Origin of the sequence: Flavobacterium cerinum, assembly GCF_024496085.1 — a bacterium.
In the GTDB taxonomy this organism is placed as follows: Bacteria; Bacteroidota; Bacteroidia; order Flavobacteriales; family Flavobacteriaceae; genus Flavobacterium; species Flavobacterium cerinum_A.
Genome location: NZ_CP101751.1, coordinates 2,170,506 through 2,190,223, shown reverse-complemented (window position 1 = coordinate 2,190,223; position 19,718 = coordinate 2,170,506). Strand labels below are relative to the sequence as shown.

Below are 19,718 nucleotides of genomic sequence, written 5' to 3'. Positions count from 1 at the left end.
AGCTATGAATGCTACACGGAAAAACCGATTATTACTGTTAAACATCCTGTTTCTTTTTACCGGAATATTGACAACACCGTTTATTTTCGGACAAAATAACAATCTCGTTACTATTGGTATTCCGGATACGATAAACGCCAATCCGAATGCGGTTTTAAAAGCGTATAATAGTACTATCGATTTCCCTGCTTTTATCGACTGGGACAATAATGGGATTTTATTAAACGGCGGAACGGTTATCTACAAAATGAATCGGCCAAACGGATCCATAACAGAAAAATATAAAATGAATCAAGGATTAGGTGACTATCTTTCTCCGGATCATAACTCTTTTTTATTTCTGGAAGATACCAATGGTGATGAAAGGTATCAGCTTTTTTTACATTCGATTAAAACCGGTATCAATACCGTCATAACGGAAATCGGTACGCGAAGTACCACTCCATTTTGGAAACCCGACAGTAGACAAATACTATACAAATCCAATGCGAGAACAGATCGGGAAACCGATTTGTACCTTAGAAATATAAATCCTCCGTATAACGATACGCTTTTAATTCAAAATATAACCGATGAAGCCGTTATATATGATTGGGATGTTCGCACAAATCGTATTCTTTTTGTCAAAATTATTTCGGAGAATAATAAAGAACTCTACCGATATGACATTAATACGGGTGAATTACAACAAATCAACAGCGGAAAAGAAATTGCTCATTCCAATGCTATGTTTCTTTCCGATAGTGATACGATTCTGATCGTCTCAGATGAAGGATCTGAGTTTCAGCATTTGATGCTCTATAACTATAAAACGGGTACTTCACGAAAACTGACAAACGAAATTCTGTGGGATATCGATGCAATTTCAATGGCTTCAAAAGGCCATTATCTGGCTTTTACCGTTAATGAAAACGGATATTCGGCACTATATCGGATGAATCTAACCGATTTCACTTATAAACGGGTCGCTACTTTACCGACAGGTATCATCCGAAATCTAAAAATAAATCGAAACGGAAATGCAGTTGCTTTTAATTTTTATGGCAGTACATTCAAACGAAAAGTATATACATATGATTTTGAAAAAGATCAACTGTTCCAATGGACCAACAAAAACGGATCTAAGAAAACCGATTTCGCGTTTATACAAGCCCGGTCCGTTAGTTTACCGGCTTATGATCCTATCATTAATAAAAATTATAGTATTCCTGCTTTTCTATACGAACCGAAAACAAGCGGCAAGCATCCGGTTTATATCGATATTCACGGAGGACCGGAATATCAGGCACTACCTTTTTTTAATAAATGGCATCAGTTTTTGGTCAATGAACTCGGAATAGCTGTAATTGTTCCGAATATTCGAGGGTCAAACGGTTATGGGAAATCGTATATGAAATCAGACGATGGTCTGTCCCGTGAAAATGCTGTAAAAGATATCGGAATATTACTGGACTGGATCGCTACGCAACCGCAGTTCGATAAAGAAAGAATTGCGTTATTTGGTGAATCCTATGGAGGCTACATGGTTCTGGCCGCTCTGGCCAATTTTCCCGACAAAATACGGTGCGGAATCGATGTAGTAGGCATATCCGATTTTGTTACTTACCTCGAAAAAACAGCTGACTATCGGAAAGAGTTGCGCCGGGTTGAATTTGGTGATGAACGGATTCCCGAAATCCGGGATTTTTTACTGCGTATTTCTCCTGTAACCAACGTAAACCGGATGAATTCGCCTTTATTTATTGTTCAGGGTTATAACGATCCGAGAGTTCATTATCAGGTATCGGAACAAATGGTTCAATCCTTACAGGAAAAAGGAAAAACCGTGTGGTATCTTGGAGCTAAAGATGAAGGACACGGCTTTCAAAAATCAGAAAACAATAATTATCAGAAAAATGCCGAAATACTTTTCCTTACAACTTTCTTACTTCCAAAAACAAACTGAAATACAACAACAAACCTTATATTCCTTCGCTATCCGTTTATAAATTAATTATATTTAACAATAGTAACCGTTTACTATCAATCAGACAGTTCATCTGAATTTTAATACTGACTATGCAATCCGATACTGCTTTTCCCATATGGAAAGAGTTTTTGTTGTCTCCGAAATATCGCATAATGAGACACCTACTCTTTTTTGTTTTTTTTCTTATTTATTTTATCCCGGTCAATCAGGGCATCACTTCTACGGTTATTTTTTACGGTAAGATTCTTGACTTTGTCTATGTCATGGCAGCCTCGTATTTTACCATTTATTTTTTGGTTCCAAAATACCTGTTAAAAGGACGAATCGCTGCTTTTATCACCGGAATATCGCTTACAGCACTGATTATCTTTATTCTTATCACTACTGTCGAATATCTGCTGTATTTCCATTTTGAACCCAACCTCGATACCATATACCCTATTGTTCCATCGAAATTACTCATTCGGTTTCTCTATTTTTCGCTAACCTTTATGGTGCTGATTTCTATACCGATATTTATTAAAATATTAGGTTACTGGCTAAAAAACCTGGAACAGCTTAATCAGTTACAACAAGTAAATTTTGAAAATGAACTTGCGATTTTAAAAAACCAACTATCCCCCCATTTTTTATTCAACACGCTGAATAACATCAACATATTAACCGAAAGCAATCCCGGACTGGCATCGAAACTCATTCTTAATTTATCGGAATTATTGCGGTATCAGATCTATAGCGGTACCGGTGATCGCGTTTCTTTAAAATCAGATATTGCCTTTATTAAAAACTTTCTTTTTGTCGAATCCCTACGAAAAGACAATTTCAAATATAACATCGAAATAACCGGAGAGCAGAAAGACGTATTTTTACCGCCTTTATTATTCATTCCTTTTATTGAAAACTCCGTAAAACATATTGATCAGGAAAATCCCTTTGTAACCGTTCATTTTCATCTGGAAAAAAATATTTTACTTTTCAGTTGTCGGAATTCCATTGGCATTACAAGTGATGTCGTTACGGAACACAACGGATTAGGTTTGGTCAATATCAAAAAAAGATTACAATTACTTTTTCCGGAAAAAAACCAGCTGATTATTGAAAATCAAAATACCGAATTTTTTGTAAGCTTAACCATCACACTATGAATTGTATTATTGTAGATGACGAACCGATTGCCCGCCAGGGATTACTTTCGTTAACCGCCAAAGTGCCTTCTCTTATCGTAAAAGGATTATTTAAAAATGCACGGGAAGCGCGGGAATATATCGAAAATAATCCGGTCGATCTTATCTTTCTGGACATACAAATGCCCGGCGTGAGCGGTATTGAATTTGCCCGTAGTATTCCTAAAAAGACCCTCATCATTTTTACTACGGCACATCAACAATATGCATTGGAAAGCTATGAAATTGACGCACTGGATTATCTGGTAAAACCCATTTGGGAAGAACGTTTTCTAAAAGCCGTTACCAAAGCAATCGAATATCATTTTTTCCTGTCGGATGATTTCGAAAAATCAAAACCGGATGCACTGGAAGAAAATACCATTATCGTAAAGGCCGATCGCAGGGTGTATAAAATCCTGCATAAAGACATCTGCTATATCGAAGGAATGAAAGACTATTCCGTGATTCATATCAAAGACAACAAAATCATTACAGCCATGAACCTGAAAACAATTCATGCCTATTTACCGGAAAGTCAATTTAAACGCATCAGTAAATCCTATATTGTAAATAAAAATCAGGTAACTTCAGTGGGTACCAATACCGTTTTTATAAATGAAACCGAATTACCGTTAGGAAATACGTATCGCAAAGCGTTTATCGATTGCTTTTTAGAAAACTAAACCAATATCTATTTTTTTATCCGAATCGAGGTTAGTACCGAAGTTTCCTCCAGATTGCCGTCTTTATTATAGGCTTCGGTTTTAACTACGCCGAAACCGGGACTAAACCATTCGATAATCTTTAAATTCATCGGTATTGCAATGCCGATTACCTTAAACTTAACGGTCAGATTGTATTGAATTTTATAACAATCATACGTTCCATAAGGTATGGTTACCTTTTCAGTGTCGACTACTTTTCGGTCTTTGACACTAAATGAAATGTCTGTTTTTTTACCGTTTACTTTGGTTTTAACCGCAAAACTGATGCTTCCCTCCAATAGCTGTCCCACTTTCATCGCTGACGGATACATATAATACGCTGATCCTGAATTATCAGCTACCTCATTCGGAATCTGAAAACCGATCTTTAAAGCATCATTGGTACAGGTAACCGTGGCAAAGGACTCTTCTTTAAAGGTGTCATTTTTATCATATTTCATCAATTTATAACCGGATTTACCGGCATCAATCTTTTCTACCAATGCAATTTCTTTTCCGATTTTTTCGCCTTTAGCATTGTATTTCATAAAGGTTATCTCGTTGTTATTTTTAAAATAATAACAGGACGAGCAGTCATTCGAATTTTTGATAAAACTATAAATGAGGAATAAAAGGAATACGGATAGTGCTTTCATAATTTTTATTTTTTACCGTAAAACTATTCTTGTCACTCCAATACGATCTGTATAATTATACCAATCATTTAACTTTTTATACGAAACAATTAGCTCCGAAAAACAGGAATTACAATACGTTATTTTGGTATAAAAAAAGTACCCTTTTGTATAAAAAAGCAAAGGCTGACTTTTGGTAGTTTTTATATTTGACTTCTTCTATTATCAAATAAACCCCAAGTACAATTAAAAAACATGATAGCTGTAAAGTCTGTTTATACCGGAAGAATACTATTGTTCTTTTTTTGGCTATGTTCCTTACCAACCTACTCACAAACCATTAGCGGAATACTAAAAGACAATACTGATAATCCTGTAGAAAGTGCGCTTTTAACAATTAATAATACTACTATTACGAAAACCGGCATTACCGACAAAAACGGTTATTATAAGATCGAAATACCGGCCGGTAATTACTTTTTCGAAATTTCAAAACAGAATACTACCTTATTATTAGAAATGATCACAATTAAAGATGATACGATAAGAAACATCATCTTACACGAACCGGCAGGTCTTCAAAAAAACCTGGAGGAAGTAACCGTTACGACCCGAAAAAAATTAATTGAACGCAAGGTCGACCGAACTGTTTTTAATGTTGAAAATTCGATTAGTTCACAAGGTACCGATGCACTAGAAGCGTTATCGAATACACCGCTTGTAAAAGTTACGGATAATGCGATTTCCATTGCTGGTAAAAGTTCTGTCGCAGTGATGATCAATGACCGATTATTGAATTTACAAGGTGAAGATCTTCAAAATTATCTGAAAAGTATCCGATCGGATGATATTGCAAAAATAGAAGTCATCACTACACCTCCTGCAAAATATACAGCCGAAGGTCAAAGCGGATTAATCAACATTATTTTAAAGAAAAACGTAAAATTAGGATGGAATGCTTCGCTACAGACCGGTGGCAATTTATATTCGAAATCCAAACTAAACTCCGGGCGCATCGGAAGTACATTTAACTATCAGAATGAGCGTCTTTCGATGTCATTCGGTTTTAACGGCAGTAATTTCAGACGACAACAAAATTCCGAAAACACACTCAATTATTACAACGGTGACTATTGGGACACTAAAGAAGAAGTACTTCATAAATCCCCGCTTTTAAATCCCAGTATAAAGTCGGAATACCAATTAAATGCCAAAAGCGTACTCGGTTTTAATTATAATTATTCGACTATGAATGCTATCAAATTATTTCAAATCAATACGTATCGAAAAGTCGGAACCAGTGAAAAACAATTTCAGTCGGCTTCCAATGACAGCTTACAAAACCATTATCATTCCGGTACGTTGTTTTACGATTTGAAACTAGACACTATCGGCACAATGCTTCGCCTTTCGGGTAATTTTCTGGATGCCAAAACCGATGCCGATAAATGGTCGGTTACCTACGAAAACGATTCCGAAAATACGATCGTAAATACCAATTACAGCCGTTATAAAATATATGCATTGCAAGCCGATCTGGAGAAAAAAATGTTTACCATTGACGGCGAATTCGGGATAAAATACACGGCAATCCAAAACGATGCCTTACTCAAAAACTATAACGTAATCAATAACTTTCCGGTTTTAAATCCGCTTTTAAGCAATGATTTCTTTTATAAGGAAAATAATTTTGCGGCCTATTTCAGCTTGATGAAAAAACTGAGCTCCAAATGGGAAACCAAAGTAGGCTTACGCTATGAATATACGACGTTGGAAGGCACATCACCCAATCAAAATGTAACCCATTCCAGTCGATACGGGCAATTTTTTCCAACCGGTTATTTATCTTATAAACCGAATTCCGATCATAGTTTTAGTTTAAGTTATTCCAGAAGAATCAACCGACCCAATTTCCAGAATTTGAATCCGTATCGAAAATACTTTTCCGTTTATGAATACGAAGAAGGAAATCCGTATTTAAAACCTTCCTTCAGCAATTCCGTTGAACTGAACTATACCCTAAAAAACAATTTCAACGTCAATATGTATTATGTTCGTTCGACCGACAACTGGGATCGTGTAATACGCTTTGTTGACGGCGTAAACGTAGAAAGAATTGAAAACTTTTTTACGCAATACGGATACGGTTTTGAAATCAATTATACGCAAAATAAATTAAGCTGGATGGAAAATACAGTCACATTACAAAGCAATTATCTGGAAGCAAAATCCCATTCAGAAGAAGTAATTGCCGCAGCCGGCAGTTTTTTTAGCGAATGTAATCTGACCAATACCTTTTTTATTAAAAGAGATAAAACATTGTCTGTCATTGTAACCCTAGACGGGAATACACCCTACCGATATGGAAATACGCAATATTATAGCTATTTCAGAAGCAATATCGGCTTAAAAGGAAGCGTATTGGATAAAAAACTCTCTTATTCGATTCTGCTAAATGACGTATTTGCAACAACACGATCAAGGGGTGATGAATATTTTACGAACTTTTTATCGACCTACACAAATCGATCCAGTAATCGTTTTTTCAATATATCTGTAACCTATAAATTCGGAAATGAAACGATTAACGGTGCTACAAAAAAAGTTCAATTTGACGAAAACAATCGGGCACAATAAGCTTATTATATGCGATCCGGCTTTGAAAAAAATAAAGGAATTCGTTATTTTACAAAAAGAATATGTTGCCACGATATGATCTATTTTAAACCTTCTATAGCCTTAATCCTTTTCTTATTCACAACTGTGGTTACTGCACAACAGCAACTTTCAGACACGACACATATAGACAGTCTTTACGCCATCACGGTTAAAAAACAACTCAATAAACTTCCGGTTGACAATTACAAAAAACGGATGTATCAAAACAAGGATGTTACTATTCCGTATCGGTTTCTTACACCGAAAGATTATGATACAACCCTAAAATATCCGTTAGTTATTACATTCCATAATTCCAGTCGGATTGGAACCGACAACGAAAATCAACTGGAACCTTTAGCCCGGATATGGGTTCGGGATACGATATATACGACTTATAAATGTTTTGTATTAGCTCCGCAATTTAGTCGGCGTTCATCAAATTATACGGATACGGGTAACGGTTTAGTAGCCAAACCTTCTGATGAGGTTGTCCTGTTATTAGATCTTATTCGTAAAATACAGCAGGAATATCCGAATATCGATCGCAATCGGATTTATCTTGTTGGTTATTCAATGGGTGCTTCTACCGCTCAGAATCTGTTTTCTATGAATCCGGATCAATTTGCGGCTCTTGTTTCCATTGCCGGTGTTCCGGATCTTTCGAATACCGATAAATTGGTTACCAAAAAAATATGGCTCATTCATGGTGAAAAAGATGATGAAAACCCTTATCCGGGTAGCGAAATGTTGTTCAGAAGATTAAAAGGCAACAAAAAACTGGTATTCACTTCATTTCCATATCTGAATCATCACAATATCATGATCCCCTTTTTGTTAACCGATGCGATTCCGAAATGGCTTTTTAAAAAGCAGCATTAGGTTATTTATTTTTAATTTAGCCAGATATCAAACTTTCTAATTCAAAATTCCGATGGATTATCAGACATTTGAACCCGGATCAGCATTACAGGAATTTGTAAAATGTTATTGGACACTGGAAAGTCAGGAAGAACCCAATACGGAGCGGCAAACTATTGTACCGGACGGTTGTATGGAAATGATTTTCCACTATGGCGATTTGTACCGGCAATATACAAATGCTCAAAATTCAATCCTTCAACCGCGCTGTTTTGTAATCGGTCAGCTAACACATCCATTGGAAATTGAACCGACCGGCGTCACCGGAATCTTTTCCGTTCGTTTCCATCCCGAAGGATTCCTTCCTTTTGCTTCCATTCCGATCAAAGAGATGGAAAACACAGCTGTTTCACTTGAAAAGCTTTTTGGAAATGAAGGTTTTGAAATCGGACAAAAAATCGGCAATGCTACTGCAACCCGTGAACGAATACAGGCAATCGAATCGTTTTTATTAAATCGGTTGACGGATATTCACACTATAGATCGGATTATAAAAACAACGGTAGAAACAATTTTAACCGCAAGCGGTCAACTTTCAATTGATCAATTATCAAAACAAGTTCATATTAACCGTCGGCAACTGGAACGAAAATTTGCGACTGTTATCGGTTTAAGTCCGAAACAACTTTCTAAAACCATTCGGCTGCAAGCCACGCTCAAAATGTTACTGGCACAACAATTTAGTAGCCTGACGGCTTTAGCTTATCAGGGTGAATATTATGATCAAGCTCATTTTATCAAAGATTTTAAAGAATTAACCGGATTGACGCCTAAAGAATTTTATGGTGATCATTTAAAAATGTCATCCCTTTTTTACGGTACAGCATAAATTTGTCGCATTTTTACAATTCCGAAAGAAACATATCCTGCAACTTTGTGGTATCCAATACAATAATTAGAAAAATGAAAACAACACTATGCTTTTTAATTGCCGGTTTTACCTTTTTCGGAGCCGGAACGGCACCACAATCCGATGCTATTAAAAAAGCCGAATGGTTAATCGGCACCTGGGAAAACAAAACATCAAAAGGAATTATGTATGAAACCTGGCGTAAAATAAACGATCGGGAATATCTTGGAAAAAGTTATATTTTGAAAGACAAAGACACTATTGTATTTGAAACTATACAATTGATTCAGGATCATAACACCTTATTTTATATTCCAACGGTTAAAGATCAGAACAATAATAAGCCGGTCCATTTTATTGCGAAAACCGTTACCGAAACACAATTAGTATTTGAGAACAAACAACATGATTTTCCCCAAATTATTATGTATACCAAAAAGAGTCAGGACGCTTTGACCGCTGAAATTTCAGGAACAAAAAACGGCCAGCTACGCAAACAAACATTCCCGATGAAGCGTATAAAATAATCGTATTCGTTTCTAAAGAACAACATGAAATCCGGATATACAATCCGGATTTTTTCATAGATATAAGACAATACTCTCCTTTAAATAGTCAAAACAGATAGCTCAACAACCTATATACTTCTATTTTCATAGATTTAATCTGTGTTTAATCATAAGCCATGTCATCTCTATTACAATATAGTGCCGTAAAAATCAGCTTTCGACTTTTGATCGCTATTTTTTGTTGTTGTCTACTCTTTTCCTGTTGTAAGACACCACTCCCAAGTCGGATTCAATTGTGTCAGGTTCCGTCTCCGCGTCCGGAAGAAAACTTTGCAGCTTTTATTGAACCCGATGAAGCAGTATTTATGATGCATGCTGTTCAGACTGTCTATGATCAAAGACCCGTTTTAGACGGATACCACCAAATCGAATCTTTGCGATTTTTTAGTCTCTTAAATAACGAAAAAGCGATTATTGATGAAAGATTACAGATCGACATCGCCAAAGGAAACGAAAAAGTCTGGTCTTATGTTTATCAGAGCAATTCAGATCCGAGCGATCTCATTATTGCAATCAGAGGAACGGAAAACATTATGGACTGGATTAAAGATTTAGAAGTTAGTCAAGTCCCGTTTATATCCTTTTCAGGATCGGAAAAAGAGGTTAAAATAGAACAAGGGTTCTACAGCGTATACAAAGGTTTACGGGAAGCGTTATTTCATATCATACAACAATGGAATCCTTCCCGTTTACGAATTACCGGTCACAGTATGGGAGGATCAATTGCATTATTACTAACCTACGATATTACGCTTACAACACCCGGGCTTACACCTATCCTTTTTACTTACGGAATGCCTCGCTCCGGTGATTTGAATTTCACAAATGAAATAAAGAGAATCCATGACACCAATGCTGCCAGACTTACTTTTATCATAAACAGTAAAGATATCGTCCCCGAACTACCTTCTGACTTATTCGGGTATTATACTATTCCTTTTACGAATTACATATTCTGTTTCGATACCGGAAATTCTGTAGAAAATCATATTTGGTATGAACCCGCATTGAAAGAATTATTCAAACATTAATCACTAAAAAAGGGATGTATTTTGATCACTTATAGAAATCAACTCTTATTATAATTCGTTGATGTGATTAAGAAGTTGATCTACTTCCGCAATCGTATTATAATAGTGAGGAGAAATTCGTACCACACCCGGTATTCCCTTTTTATCAAAATCAATCAATCCGGATTCACGGGCACTGATACTACAATAAACGTCTTTCTTTAATAATGCCGCTTTTAAATCCAGAATCGGTTTATTCTCTTTTGTAAAAGTGAGAATATTACTGGTAACCGAACCTCTATCAAAGGTAGCAACACCCGGTATCGAAGCAATATTTTGACGTAAATAGGCCATTACCTCATCATTGTAATGCTGTATATTTTCTATCCCGATATTTTTTTGATACAAGATTGCTTCTTTTAATCCCAATACTAACGCATACGGAAGTTCCCAATACTGAAATCGTTTGGCTTTCTCTATCAACTCAAAACTATTTTCTGAACGCCATATAGCTCCGGCACCGTCAATAAAAAGCGGATGGCTCCCCTGCTCTAACATTGCATCTGATATATACAAAAAACCGGTTCCTCTCGGTCCGCGTAAAAACTTTCTTCCGGTAACGCTCATAAAATCACATTTTATTTTAGCAACCGATACCGGTAGTTGTCCTACCGACTGGCAAGCATCTAAAAGGAATATAATGTTTTCTCTTGTACATATTTCGCTGACTTTCTCAACATCCTGAACCAATCCGGAATTGGTCGGAATATGAGTAACAGCAATCAACTTAGGCTTTTTCTCTTTAATGATTCGTTCAAAATCTTCAAAATCAATATCACCGTTGGATTGTGTCTGCACTTTTTTAATCACAATCCCAAAACGTTTTTGTAGCGACAGAAACTGCATATGATTGGTCACATAATCATCGGCTGTAGTTAGCAATACATCTCCTTCTCTGAAATCGATAGCGGATAACGCTTTTGCGTAGGCATCGGTCGCACTATGGGCAAATGCAATATTATGAGGAGCTGCATCAATCATCTGTGCCGTTTCATTATAAAACTGCTGAATCGCATCACTATTCCGATCAAAGGCTGCATAACCGCCGTACTTCTCTTCTTCTATGAGATACTCTTGAATTTTGGCTACTACCGGTTTCGGCATAAGTGATGCACCGGCATTATTAAAATATAATTTATCCAGACAATTAGGTGTGTCTTGTCTGATTTGATCCAGATTCAGTTTCATATTGGTATGTAATTTTAACTTAGTTAAAGCTAGAAAAGAGGAAAAACAAAACTAATTATTTTAAGCTGTAAACCACTGTAATTACTCCAAAAAAAAGATCACTGTGATTTCTCAAGTGATCTTCTATTAAATTTATTCATAGCCATTTATTGTACAAGCTATTATTTTTTCAGCAGTTTATGAATCTGCTTTTCTGTTCCTCTTTGAATGTGTACAAAATAAATACCGGAAGTCAGATTTTTTATATCTAACTGAACATTTTCATTGGTAAAAGAAACAGGCGCATTTATGGTTTTTCCCACTACGTCATAAAGCGTAATCACATCGGATGGATCAGTAGTTAAATAAACAAAATCAGAAGTCGGATTCGGATAAATGCGTACGTCTTTTACATTAAAACCGGTATTGGATAATGAAGTAATTTCAACTGTCTGGCTTTTTGTTGTATTTGTATTACAGGCATTTGTTGTCAATGTTACGGTATAATTACCATTACTCTGAAAAGTATGTGTCGGATCCGGTAAAGTCGATGTTGTTCCGTCTCCGAAATTCCATAAAAATGTTGTTGCAGTAGGATTTAACGATGTAAACTGATAAGCTCCATTTTGCAGAAGTTCAAATTTAAAATCCGTTGGATTGTCATGAATCCCCATATACCAGGTTTCCGGATGATCCCATACAATACTCTTAACAACAGCTTTGATCGTGCTCGCATCTGTTGGCGATAGATTTCCGACAAAAGTTGATAATGTAGGATCCTTTTTAAAAATCACGGTATAAAAAGTAAAAGCAGCAGCCACCGAACCGATATAAGACGGGTGTGATTCATCCGCCACATAAAGTTCCATATCCGGATTTTGCTCCCGGAGCGCTCTCCATACTCTTCCAACCGGAGAAACAAGGCTTTTATTATTGGCAGCCATCTGCATATACGAATTATACAAGGCATCATCCATTCCTTCATACGTACATACTTGTGTGAGACCGTTATTACAATTGGGCTGATCTCCGAATTTTCGTCCCCAGGTCATATAAAAAATAGCCGAACCACAAGGATTGGCTTGTTTGATTGCATTAACCAACTGTTGCGCATAAGGATAAACCTGAGCAGCAACCTGTTGTTGTGAAAAAGACGGCAACTGACTTTGTTCCTGTAAGACCACATAATCCCAGTTTCCTTCTGCTATTTTATTGAGCACAACCGGATTTGAAGCATGTTGCTGGAAACGGGAACCTCCCGGTGTATAACTTTGATAATCAATATAATCATTTGTTGACAATGCTATTTTTTGTACCAATTCCGGCAGGTTATTATATTCCGTATAACTATTACCGATAAAATAGACCTTTTTAGACGTTTGGGCATATCCAAAAGCTACAAATAGCATATTTATTACTAACAGATATCTTAGTTTCATACTTCACAATTAAATTAAACACTTTCAAAAAAGATGCTATAAAAATAGGAATATATAATGAATTAACAGTAAAAGTTCAAATATCTTACTTTTTTATCTTTTTTATACATCAAGCAACGAAAAAGGCAGGCTTATGAACTAAAAAAGCCTTCAGGTATTCCCTGAAGGCTTTAACTCACTAACTATCAATAAAATTTAATAATCGCCCGACATTGCGGGCAGAATATTTAATTCCATCCACCTCCTAATGCACGATAGATATTAACCATCGCGTTCATCTGCTTCATCTTCGTTTCAATCAGATCAAATTTAGATTCCAGTGCATCGCGTTGTGTCATTAACACTTCCATATAATCTGCTCTGGCGGAACCGAAAAGATCATTCGAAATTTCAATTGACTGGTTCAAGGCTTCCACCTGTTTGGATTTCAAGTCAAATGTTTTTTCCGTATTACTGATCTTAGCCAATTGATTAGCGACTTCGATATAAGCATTTAAAATTGTACGTTCATAATTGTATACCGCCTGAATTTGTTTTGCATTGGCACTATAATACGTTGCCTTAATCGCATTCCGGTTAATTAACGGAGCTGCCAGTTCACCGGCTAATGAATACAACAACGATTCCGGTTTAATCAGATAACTTGGATTAAAGGCCTGATAACCGATTCCGGCCGAAATACCTAAGGAAGGATAAAATCTGGCTTTGGCTACTTTTACATCCAATTTGGCAGCTACAAGATCAAACTCCGCTTGTTTTACATCCGGTCGGTTTTCCAGTAATTGAGACGGAATCCCGGAGTGAATCATATTCGGAGTCAAACTAACAAATGCTGCGGAACTACGCTGAACCGGCTGCGGGAAACGTCCCACGAGAAAATTGATTTTATTTTCTGTTTCGGTAATTCGCTGCTGAATGTCAAACTGAAGACTTTTTGTATTTAGTACTTGTGCTTCAAATCGGCGAACCGCTAATTCATTAACACGTGCTGCTTGTTTTTGCAGTTTTACGATTTCCAATGCATTCCCCTGAATTTCGATATTCTGCTTTACAATAGCCAATTGATTGTCCAATGCCAGTAACTCATAATACGAATTTGCAATTTCAGCGATCAGATTTGTAACAGTGAAATTTTTTCCTTCTACGGAAGACAAATATTTGCTTACAGCTGCTTTTTTAGCATTGTGTAGTTTGTTCCAGATATCCAGTTCCCAGGTCGCATAAGCTCCGATTGCATAATCCTGTAACGGTTCAGGCATTTCCTTTCCGGGTTTGATTTCGGTATTGGCTTCCATTGCCCCGATATTTGTAAAGCGGGCTACTTTATCAAAACCGGCCGAACCTTTAAGTCCGATAAACGGCAGGTATTCTCCTTTACGGGCTCTGATTTCGTTTCTGCTAATCTCTATTTCCTGTAACGTAACATTTAATTCCTGATTGTGAACCAATGCTGTATCAATAAGTGCAGTCAGGTATTGATCCGTAAAGTAATTCTTCCACTTCATTTTACCGGTATTAACCGTATCCTGAGCGGCAGTGGCATTATAAGCAGCCGGGACATTTTTGTTTTCCGATCTTCCTAATGTTGCCGGGGCTTTACACCCCGCAACAGTTAAGAACAAACAGCTTACGCTTATACCAATATATCTGTTTAATTGCTTATTCATTTTCTTCTTCTTCTTTTGTAAAATTATCTATCTGATGAACAAATACTTCTGATAAAGAATTATCTTCTTCATTTTTTATTAGTTTTCGGCCATCAGCCAATGAACCAAAAATAAAATACAATCCCGGTACGATAATCACCCCGAAAACGGTTCCGAAAAGCATACCTCCAAGTGCTGCTGAACCAAGTGTTCTGTTACCGATAGCTCCTGCTCCGCTTGCTAACATCAACGGAATTAATCCGGCAATAAAGGCAAAAGAAGTCATCAAAATCGGTCGGAAACGCACTTTGGCCCCCTCAATCGCCGCTTCGAGTATTGTAGAACCTTCATGTCGCTTCTGGACGGCAAATTCGACTATCAATACGGCGTTCTTACCGAGTAGTCCAACTAGCATAATGAGTCCGATCTGCGCATAAATATCATTTTGTAGTCCCATTAATTTTAGCAGTAAAAACGAACCGAAAACTCCGACAGGAAGTGAAAACACCACCGCTAACGGAATAATAAAGCTCTCATATTGTGCAGCGAGTACAAAATAAACGAACGACAATACGATTAAGAAGATATAGATCGATTCATTTCCTTTACCGGCTTCATCATAAGAAAGACCTTCCCATGCGATATCGTATCCTTTTGGTAATGATTTTTTAGCCACTTCACGAACGGCCTGAATTGCTTCGGCTGTGGTATATCCTTTAGCCGGAAGTCCTTGTATTGCAGCCGAATTGTACATATTATAACGGGTAATCTCATTCGGTCCCTGTGTCTTTTTCAAGTGCATAAAGGCTGAATACGGCACCATTTCACCATGATCATTTTTGATATACAGGTTTAAGATATCCGATGGGAGTCTTCTGAATTTAGGATCCGACTGTACATATACTTTAAAGAAACGTTCGAATTTGATGAATCCCTGTTCGTAGGTACTACCGATCAAAATGTCCAGGTTTTCCATCGCTTTTCCGATAGATACTCCTTTTTGCATTGCTAACTGGTTGTCAATTTCCAGTTCATATTGCGGATAATTGGCAGCGAAGAAGGTAAACAAACCGGTTAATTCTTTACGTTTCCCCAGGTCTTCCATAAACTTTTTATTTATTTTATCGAAGTCTTTATAATCTACCGTAGTACTCTTATCCAAAAGACGCATTGAGAAACCACCTGAGGAACCGAATCCCGGAATGGCCGGCGGTTCAAAGAACTCAATTTTAGCTCCCAGTCCTTTTGTTTTTTCCTCCAGTTCTTCCATGATTTCCGTAACCGTATGCTTTCTTTCCGACCATTCTTTCAGGTTGATAAGACAAGTACCGGCATTGGATCCCCTACCTTCTGTCATAATTTCATAACCGGCCAAAGAAGATACTGATTCTACTCCGTCTACATGCTCACAAATTTTCTGTAATCGCTGTGAAACCTGATTGGTTGTTTCCAAAGTAGATCCCGGCGGTGTCTGGATGATCGCATAAATAGTTCCCTGATCCTCACTTGGAATAAATCCGGACGGAAGTATCTTATTCACATAGAAAGTACCCGCACAAAATGCAATTAGTACCCCGAATGTAAGCCATCTTCTGCTTACGATCGATTTCAGTAACGTTACATATTTTCCGGTCATTTTATCAAAGACACGGTTAAAACTATCCAGGCTCTTCGTTAATATATTCTTTTTAACTTCCTTACCGTGATTATTTTTCAGCAACATAGCACACAATACCGGTGTCAGGGTCAATGCAATTAAGGCCGAAATCACAATTGAACTCGCCATTGTAATAGAGAACTGGCGATAGAATGTTCCTACAGGACCCGACATGAATGATATCGGTACGAATACAGATACCATTACGGCCGTAATCGCGATAATCGCACCGCTGATTTCTCCTAATACTTTTTTGACAGCATGATACGGTGTTATATGCGGGAATTCTTCAAACTTCGCATGCACCGCCTCGACGACGACTATGGCATCATCGACCACAATACCAATTGCCAGTACAAGGGCAAATAATGTTACAAGGTTAATCGATATTCCGAAAAACTGAATTACAAAGAAGGCCCCGATTAACGAAACCGGAACGGCTAATATCGGAATCAATGTTGAACGCCAGTCACCGAGGAAAATAAATACAACAAGAGCAACCAATATAAAGGCATCACGTAAGGTATCTACTACCTGTTCCATAGAGGCATCCAGGAATTTCGACACGTCATAGCTGATTTTATAATCCAATCCCGGAGGGAACGTTTCTTTCATCTCCTCCAATTTGGCTTTTACCTGTTTAATTACATCGTTTGCATTACTTCCGTAGTTTTGTTTTAGTACGATTGAAGCCGACGGATGCCCGTCTAAATTAGAATAGATATCAAAGAATTCACTTCCAAGTTCCGCTCTACCGATATCTTTTAATTTTATGCTTTCTCCTTCGGCATTAGCGCGAATGATTACGTTTTCATATTCCGACGGTTCACTATATCTTCCTTTATAGGTCAAAACATATTCCAACGATTGTGCCTGAATACCGGAACTTTGTCCGATACGTCCCGGACGACCTACGATACTCTGCTCACCCAAAGCTTTCATCACTTCATCTACAGAAATATTATACGCTCTCATTCTATCCGGATTTAACCAGATACGCATTGCATAAGTTCTACTTCCTAATATTTGAGATCGGGCCACCCCTTTAATCCTGTTGATTTCAGGAAGCATTTTTACGTTGGCATAGTTGTACAGGAATTTTTCATCCATGTTTTTGCCTTTAGCATATAAGTTGATATACATCAACATACTTGGCTGAATCGGCGTAATTACAACTCCTTCTCTTTGAACCAATTCGGGTAATAACGGCATTACCTGATCCACCCTCGTCTTGACCCTCACGACGGCCTGATTCGGATCTGTACCCGGTTCGAAAATGATTCTTAATGTGGCTTCACCCGCACTGGTAGCATCGGTCGCCATATATCGCATATCCTGAACACCATTAATAGCGTTCTCTAATGTAATTAAGGTTGATTTTACCAATACGTCTGCACTGGATCCCGGATACGCAATAAAAATATTTACTGTTGTTGGTGCAATATCCGGAAATTGCGATGTCGGCAACTGTTTAATTGCCAGGGATCCCATAAAAACGATCATAATCGAAATTACAATTGCAAATACAGGTCTATGTATAAATTTACTAAACATGTTTTTTCTTTTTACTTATTTCGATTATTCCGCATATAGTTCCAAATGCGACATAACATATTCCGGTTTCGCTAATTTGTAGTCAATTTTTTCATTTTCTTTTACAAGGCGTATACCTTCAAGAAGCACTTTATCATTTGTTGACAAGCCGCTTTTTACAACGAAAAGATGTGGTAATTCTGCACCAAGTACGATTTCTCTTGATCGCAATACATTGTCTTTATCTACAACATATACATATTTTTTATCAAGTACTTCGAAAGTTGCTTTTTGCGGAATCAGAATAGCATTTTTAAGCGGCACTCCCATTTTGATATTACCGGTTTCCCCATGTCGTAACAATCCTTTAGGATTTGGAAAAGTGGCTCTAAAGGCAATATTTCCGGTTTCATTATTAAATTCCCCTTCAATAGTTTCTACCACACCCGTATAATCAAACATTTTATTGTTGGCCATTAATAAGTTTACTGTTGGTGCACTGTTGCTGTTTACTTTGGCTTTATAATCCAGGTATTCTGCTTCCGGTACGTTATAGTATACCCACATTTTACTGTTATCAGACAGGTTTGTCAATAAATCGCCTTCATCAACAAGACTTCCCTGTCTTACGTGAAAACGGTCGATGATACCATCAAACGGAGCTCTGATTTCGGTGAAACCAAGATGAACCTGTGTCAGCGATAATTCGGCTTTAGCCTTATCGTATTTGGCTTTAGCCATAGCCAACTCATTCGGAGCTACTACATTTTTATCCGCCAATCTTTTGGTATTCTTATATTCAATTTCGGCAAAACTGGCTTCAGCTGCGGCTTTCTGCATTTCAGCCTGATACAGTTTTGGCATAATCTGAAACAATAATTGTCCTTTTTTTACAAATTGTCCTTCGTCTACATAAATTTTTTCAAGGTACCCTCTTTCCTGAGCTCTAAGTTCAATATGGCGTATGGAATGGATTTGGGAAACATAATCTTTCGTGATCAGTGTATCCTTTTTTATAGGATTGGTTACCAGAAATTTAACTTGTTCTTCTTTTTCTTCTTCTTTTTTTGACGTACAGCCAATGGAGCACAACAAGGCACATAACCCTGTGAGCATTAGGATTTTCTTCATAATGGTTTTGCTTTTAAGCAGTATATTTTTTTGTTTTTTTTTAGTGTACAGGCATGACTATCTTGTCTCTTAACCGTAAGATTCCGGAGAGAATGAGCCGTGATACAACTGAGGAGATAGTAGTGTTACCTACCGATTGTGAGGTGAAAAATCAAATCCTGATGACGCGGAAGACAATAAATTTTTTGCAGGATGGTAAAAACAAAAAGGGCTTACAAAACAGTAAGCTCTTTTTTACGTTGCAGTATACCCTATCGGGTGTTTGCGCAATTAAAAGTGTCGCAAAATAATTGTTTAGCTCTAACCATTTTTTAGAAGACGTCAGTTCATTTTCTTCCGTCTCATTATCGGTTGAGTATGTTTTATCATTTAGCTTTTCTACATGGCAAGAAGTGTAATTTGTGATATCACTTTGTGCTCTGTATACACCTGCTTCCTGAATTTTTTCAGAATTCTTTGCTGTCGAATAACCGAAAAATTGCTGATGCACTGTACGGGCGGAAAGCCCGACAGAACTGCTCAGCAACACGATGCATAATGCTATAAAAAGTCTAATTTTTAGCTTCATAATGATGGAATCAAAATTATATAAAGTTGTGTATA

General features: G+C 37.1%; 15 protein-coding genes. 8 read left to right on the top strand and 7 right to left on the bottom strand.

Annotated features, from left to right (window positions below; genetic code table 11):
• Positions 1-4 precede the first annotated feature (4 nt).
• The 3 genes from NOX80_RS09775 (at position 5) to NOX80_RS09765 (ending at position 3,818) form a co-directional block, all read left to right on the top strand.
• Positions 5-1,945, top strand: coding sequence for a S9 family peptidase (locus NOX80_RS09775; RefSeq protein WP_256549591.1), 1,941 nt, complete (start codon positions 5-7; stop codon positions 1,943-1,945).
• A gap of 176 nt (positions 1,946-2,121) precedes the next feature.
• Positions 2,122-3,114, top strand: a complete 993-nt coding sequence (locus NOX80_RS09770; RefSeq protein ID WP_256549590.1) for a sensor histidine kinase — start codon at positions 2,122-2,124, stop codon at positions 3,112-3,114.
• Positions 3,111-3,818 carry a LytR/AlgR family response regulator transcription factor gene (locus tag NOX80_RS09765; protein WP_256549589.1) on the top strand — a complete coding sequence of 236 codons (708 nt, stop codon included), beginning with the start codon at positions 3,111-3,113 and terminating at the stop codon, positions 3,816-3,818. Before NOX80_RS09770 ends, NOX80_RS09765 begins: the two co-directional genes overlap by 4 nt.
• An 8-nt stretch (positions 3,819-3,826) precedes the next feature.
• Here the strand turns inward: NOX80_RS09765 and NOX80_RS09760 are convergent, their stop codons facing one another.
• Complete coding sequence (locus NOX80_RS09760; RefSeq protein ID WP_256549588.1) at positions 3,827-4,495, bottom strand: DUF3108 domain-containing protein; 669 nt, start codon at positions 4,493-4,495, stop codon at positions 3,827-3,829.
• Between the two features lie 234 nt (positions 4,496-4,729).
• On the opposite strand from NOX80_RS09760, the gene NOX80_RS09755 reads away from it, so the two are divergent.
• The 5 genes from NOX80_RS09755 (at position 4,730) to NOX80_RS09735 (ending at position 10,503) form a co-directional block, all read left to right on the top strand.
• Positions 4,730-7,111, top strand: a complete 2,382-nt coding sequence (locus tag NOX80_RS09755) for a TonB-dependent receptor domain-containing protein (protein ID WP_256549587.1) — start codon at positions 4,730-4,732, stop codon at positions 7,109-7,111.
• Between the two features lie 9 nt (positions 7,112-7,120).
• Positions 7,121-8,014 (top strand): dienelactone hydrolase family protein, encoded by an 894-nt coding sequence (locus NOX80_RS09750; RefSeq protein WP_256549586.1) that lies wholly within the window; start codon positions 7,121-7,123, stop codon positions 8,012-8,014.
• A 52-nt stretch (positions 8,015-8,066) separates the two neighbouring features.
• A complete protein-coding gene (locus tag NOX80_RS09745; RefSeq protein ID WP_256549585.1) occupies positions 8,067-8,882 on the top strand; it encodes a helix-turn-helix domain-containing protein in 816 nt (271 codons plus the stop codon).
• 74 nt (positions 8,883-8,956) lie between these two features.
• On the top strand, positions 8,957-9,430 hold the full coding sequence (locus tag NOX80_RS09740; protein WP_256549584.1) for a DUF6265 family protein: 474 nt from the start codon (positions 8,957-8,959) through the stop codon (positions 9,428-9,430).
• 158 nt (positions 9,431-9,588) lie between these two features.
• Entirely contained in the window at positions 9,589-10,503 is a 915-nt protein-coding gene (locus NOX80_RS09735; protein ID WP_256549583.1) for a lipase family protein, read from the top strand.
• A 48-nt stretch (positions 10,504-10,551) separates the two neighbouring features.
• Here NOX80_RS09735 and NOX80_RS09730 read toward each other — a convergent pair whose 3' ends face one another.
• From NOX80_RS09730 to NOX80_RS09705, 6 genes are all read right to left on the bottom strand, one after another.
• Complete coding sequence (locus tag NOX80_RS09730; RefSeq protein WP_256549582.1) at positions 10,552-11,730, bottom strand: aminotransferase class V-fold PLP-dependent enzyme; 1,179 nt, start codon at positions 11,728-11,730, stop codon at positions 10,552-10,554.
• Between the two features lie 161 nt (positions 11,731-11,891).
• A complete protein-coding gene (locus tag NOX80_RS09725) occupies positions 11,892-13,148 on the bottom strand; it encodes a T9SS type A sorting domain-containing protein (RefSeq protein WP_256549581.1) in 1,257 nt (418 codons plus the stop codon).
• A gap of 227 nt (positions 13,149-13,375) precedes the next feature.
• Entirely contained in the window at positions 13,376-14,815 is a 1,440-nt protein-coding gene (locus NOX80_RS09720) for a TolC family protein (RefSeq protein WP_256549580.1), read from the bottom strand.
• Positions 14,808-18,005, bottom strand: coding sequence for an efflux RND transporter permease subunit (locus NOX80_RS09715; RefSeq protein ID WP_256549579.1), 3,198 nt, complete (start codon positions 18,003-18,005; stop codon positions 14,808-14,810). Before NOX80_RS09715 ends, NOX80_RS09720 begins: the two co-directional genes overlap by 8 nt.
• Positions 18,006-18,029: 24 nt before the next feature.
• Entirely contained in the window at positions 18,030-19,115 is a 1,086-nt protein-coding gene (locus tag NOX80_RS09710; protein WP_256549578.1) for an efflux RND transporter periplasmic adaptor subunit, read from the bottom strand.
• A gap of 151 nt (positions 19,116-19,266) precedes the next feature.
• On the bottom strand, positions 19,267-19,683 hold the full coding sequence (locus NOX80_RS09705; RefSeq protein ID WP_256549577.1) for a hypothetical protein: 417 nt from the start codon (positions 19,681-19,683) through the stop codon (positions 19,267-19,269).
• Positions 19,684-19,718: the final 35 nt, after the last annotated feature.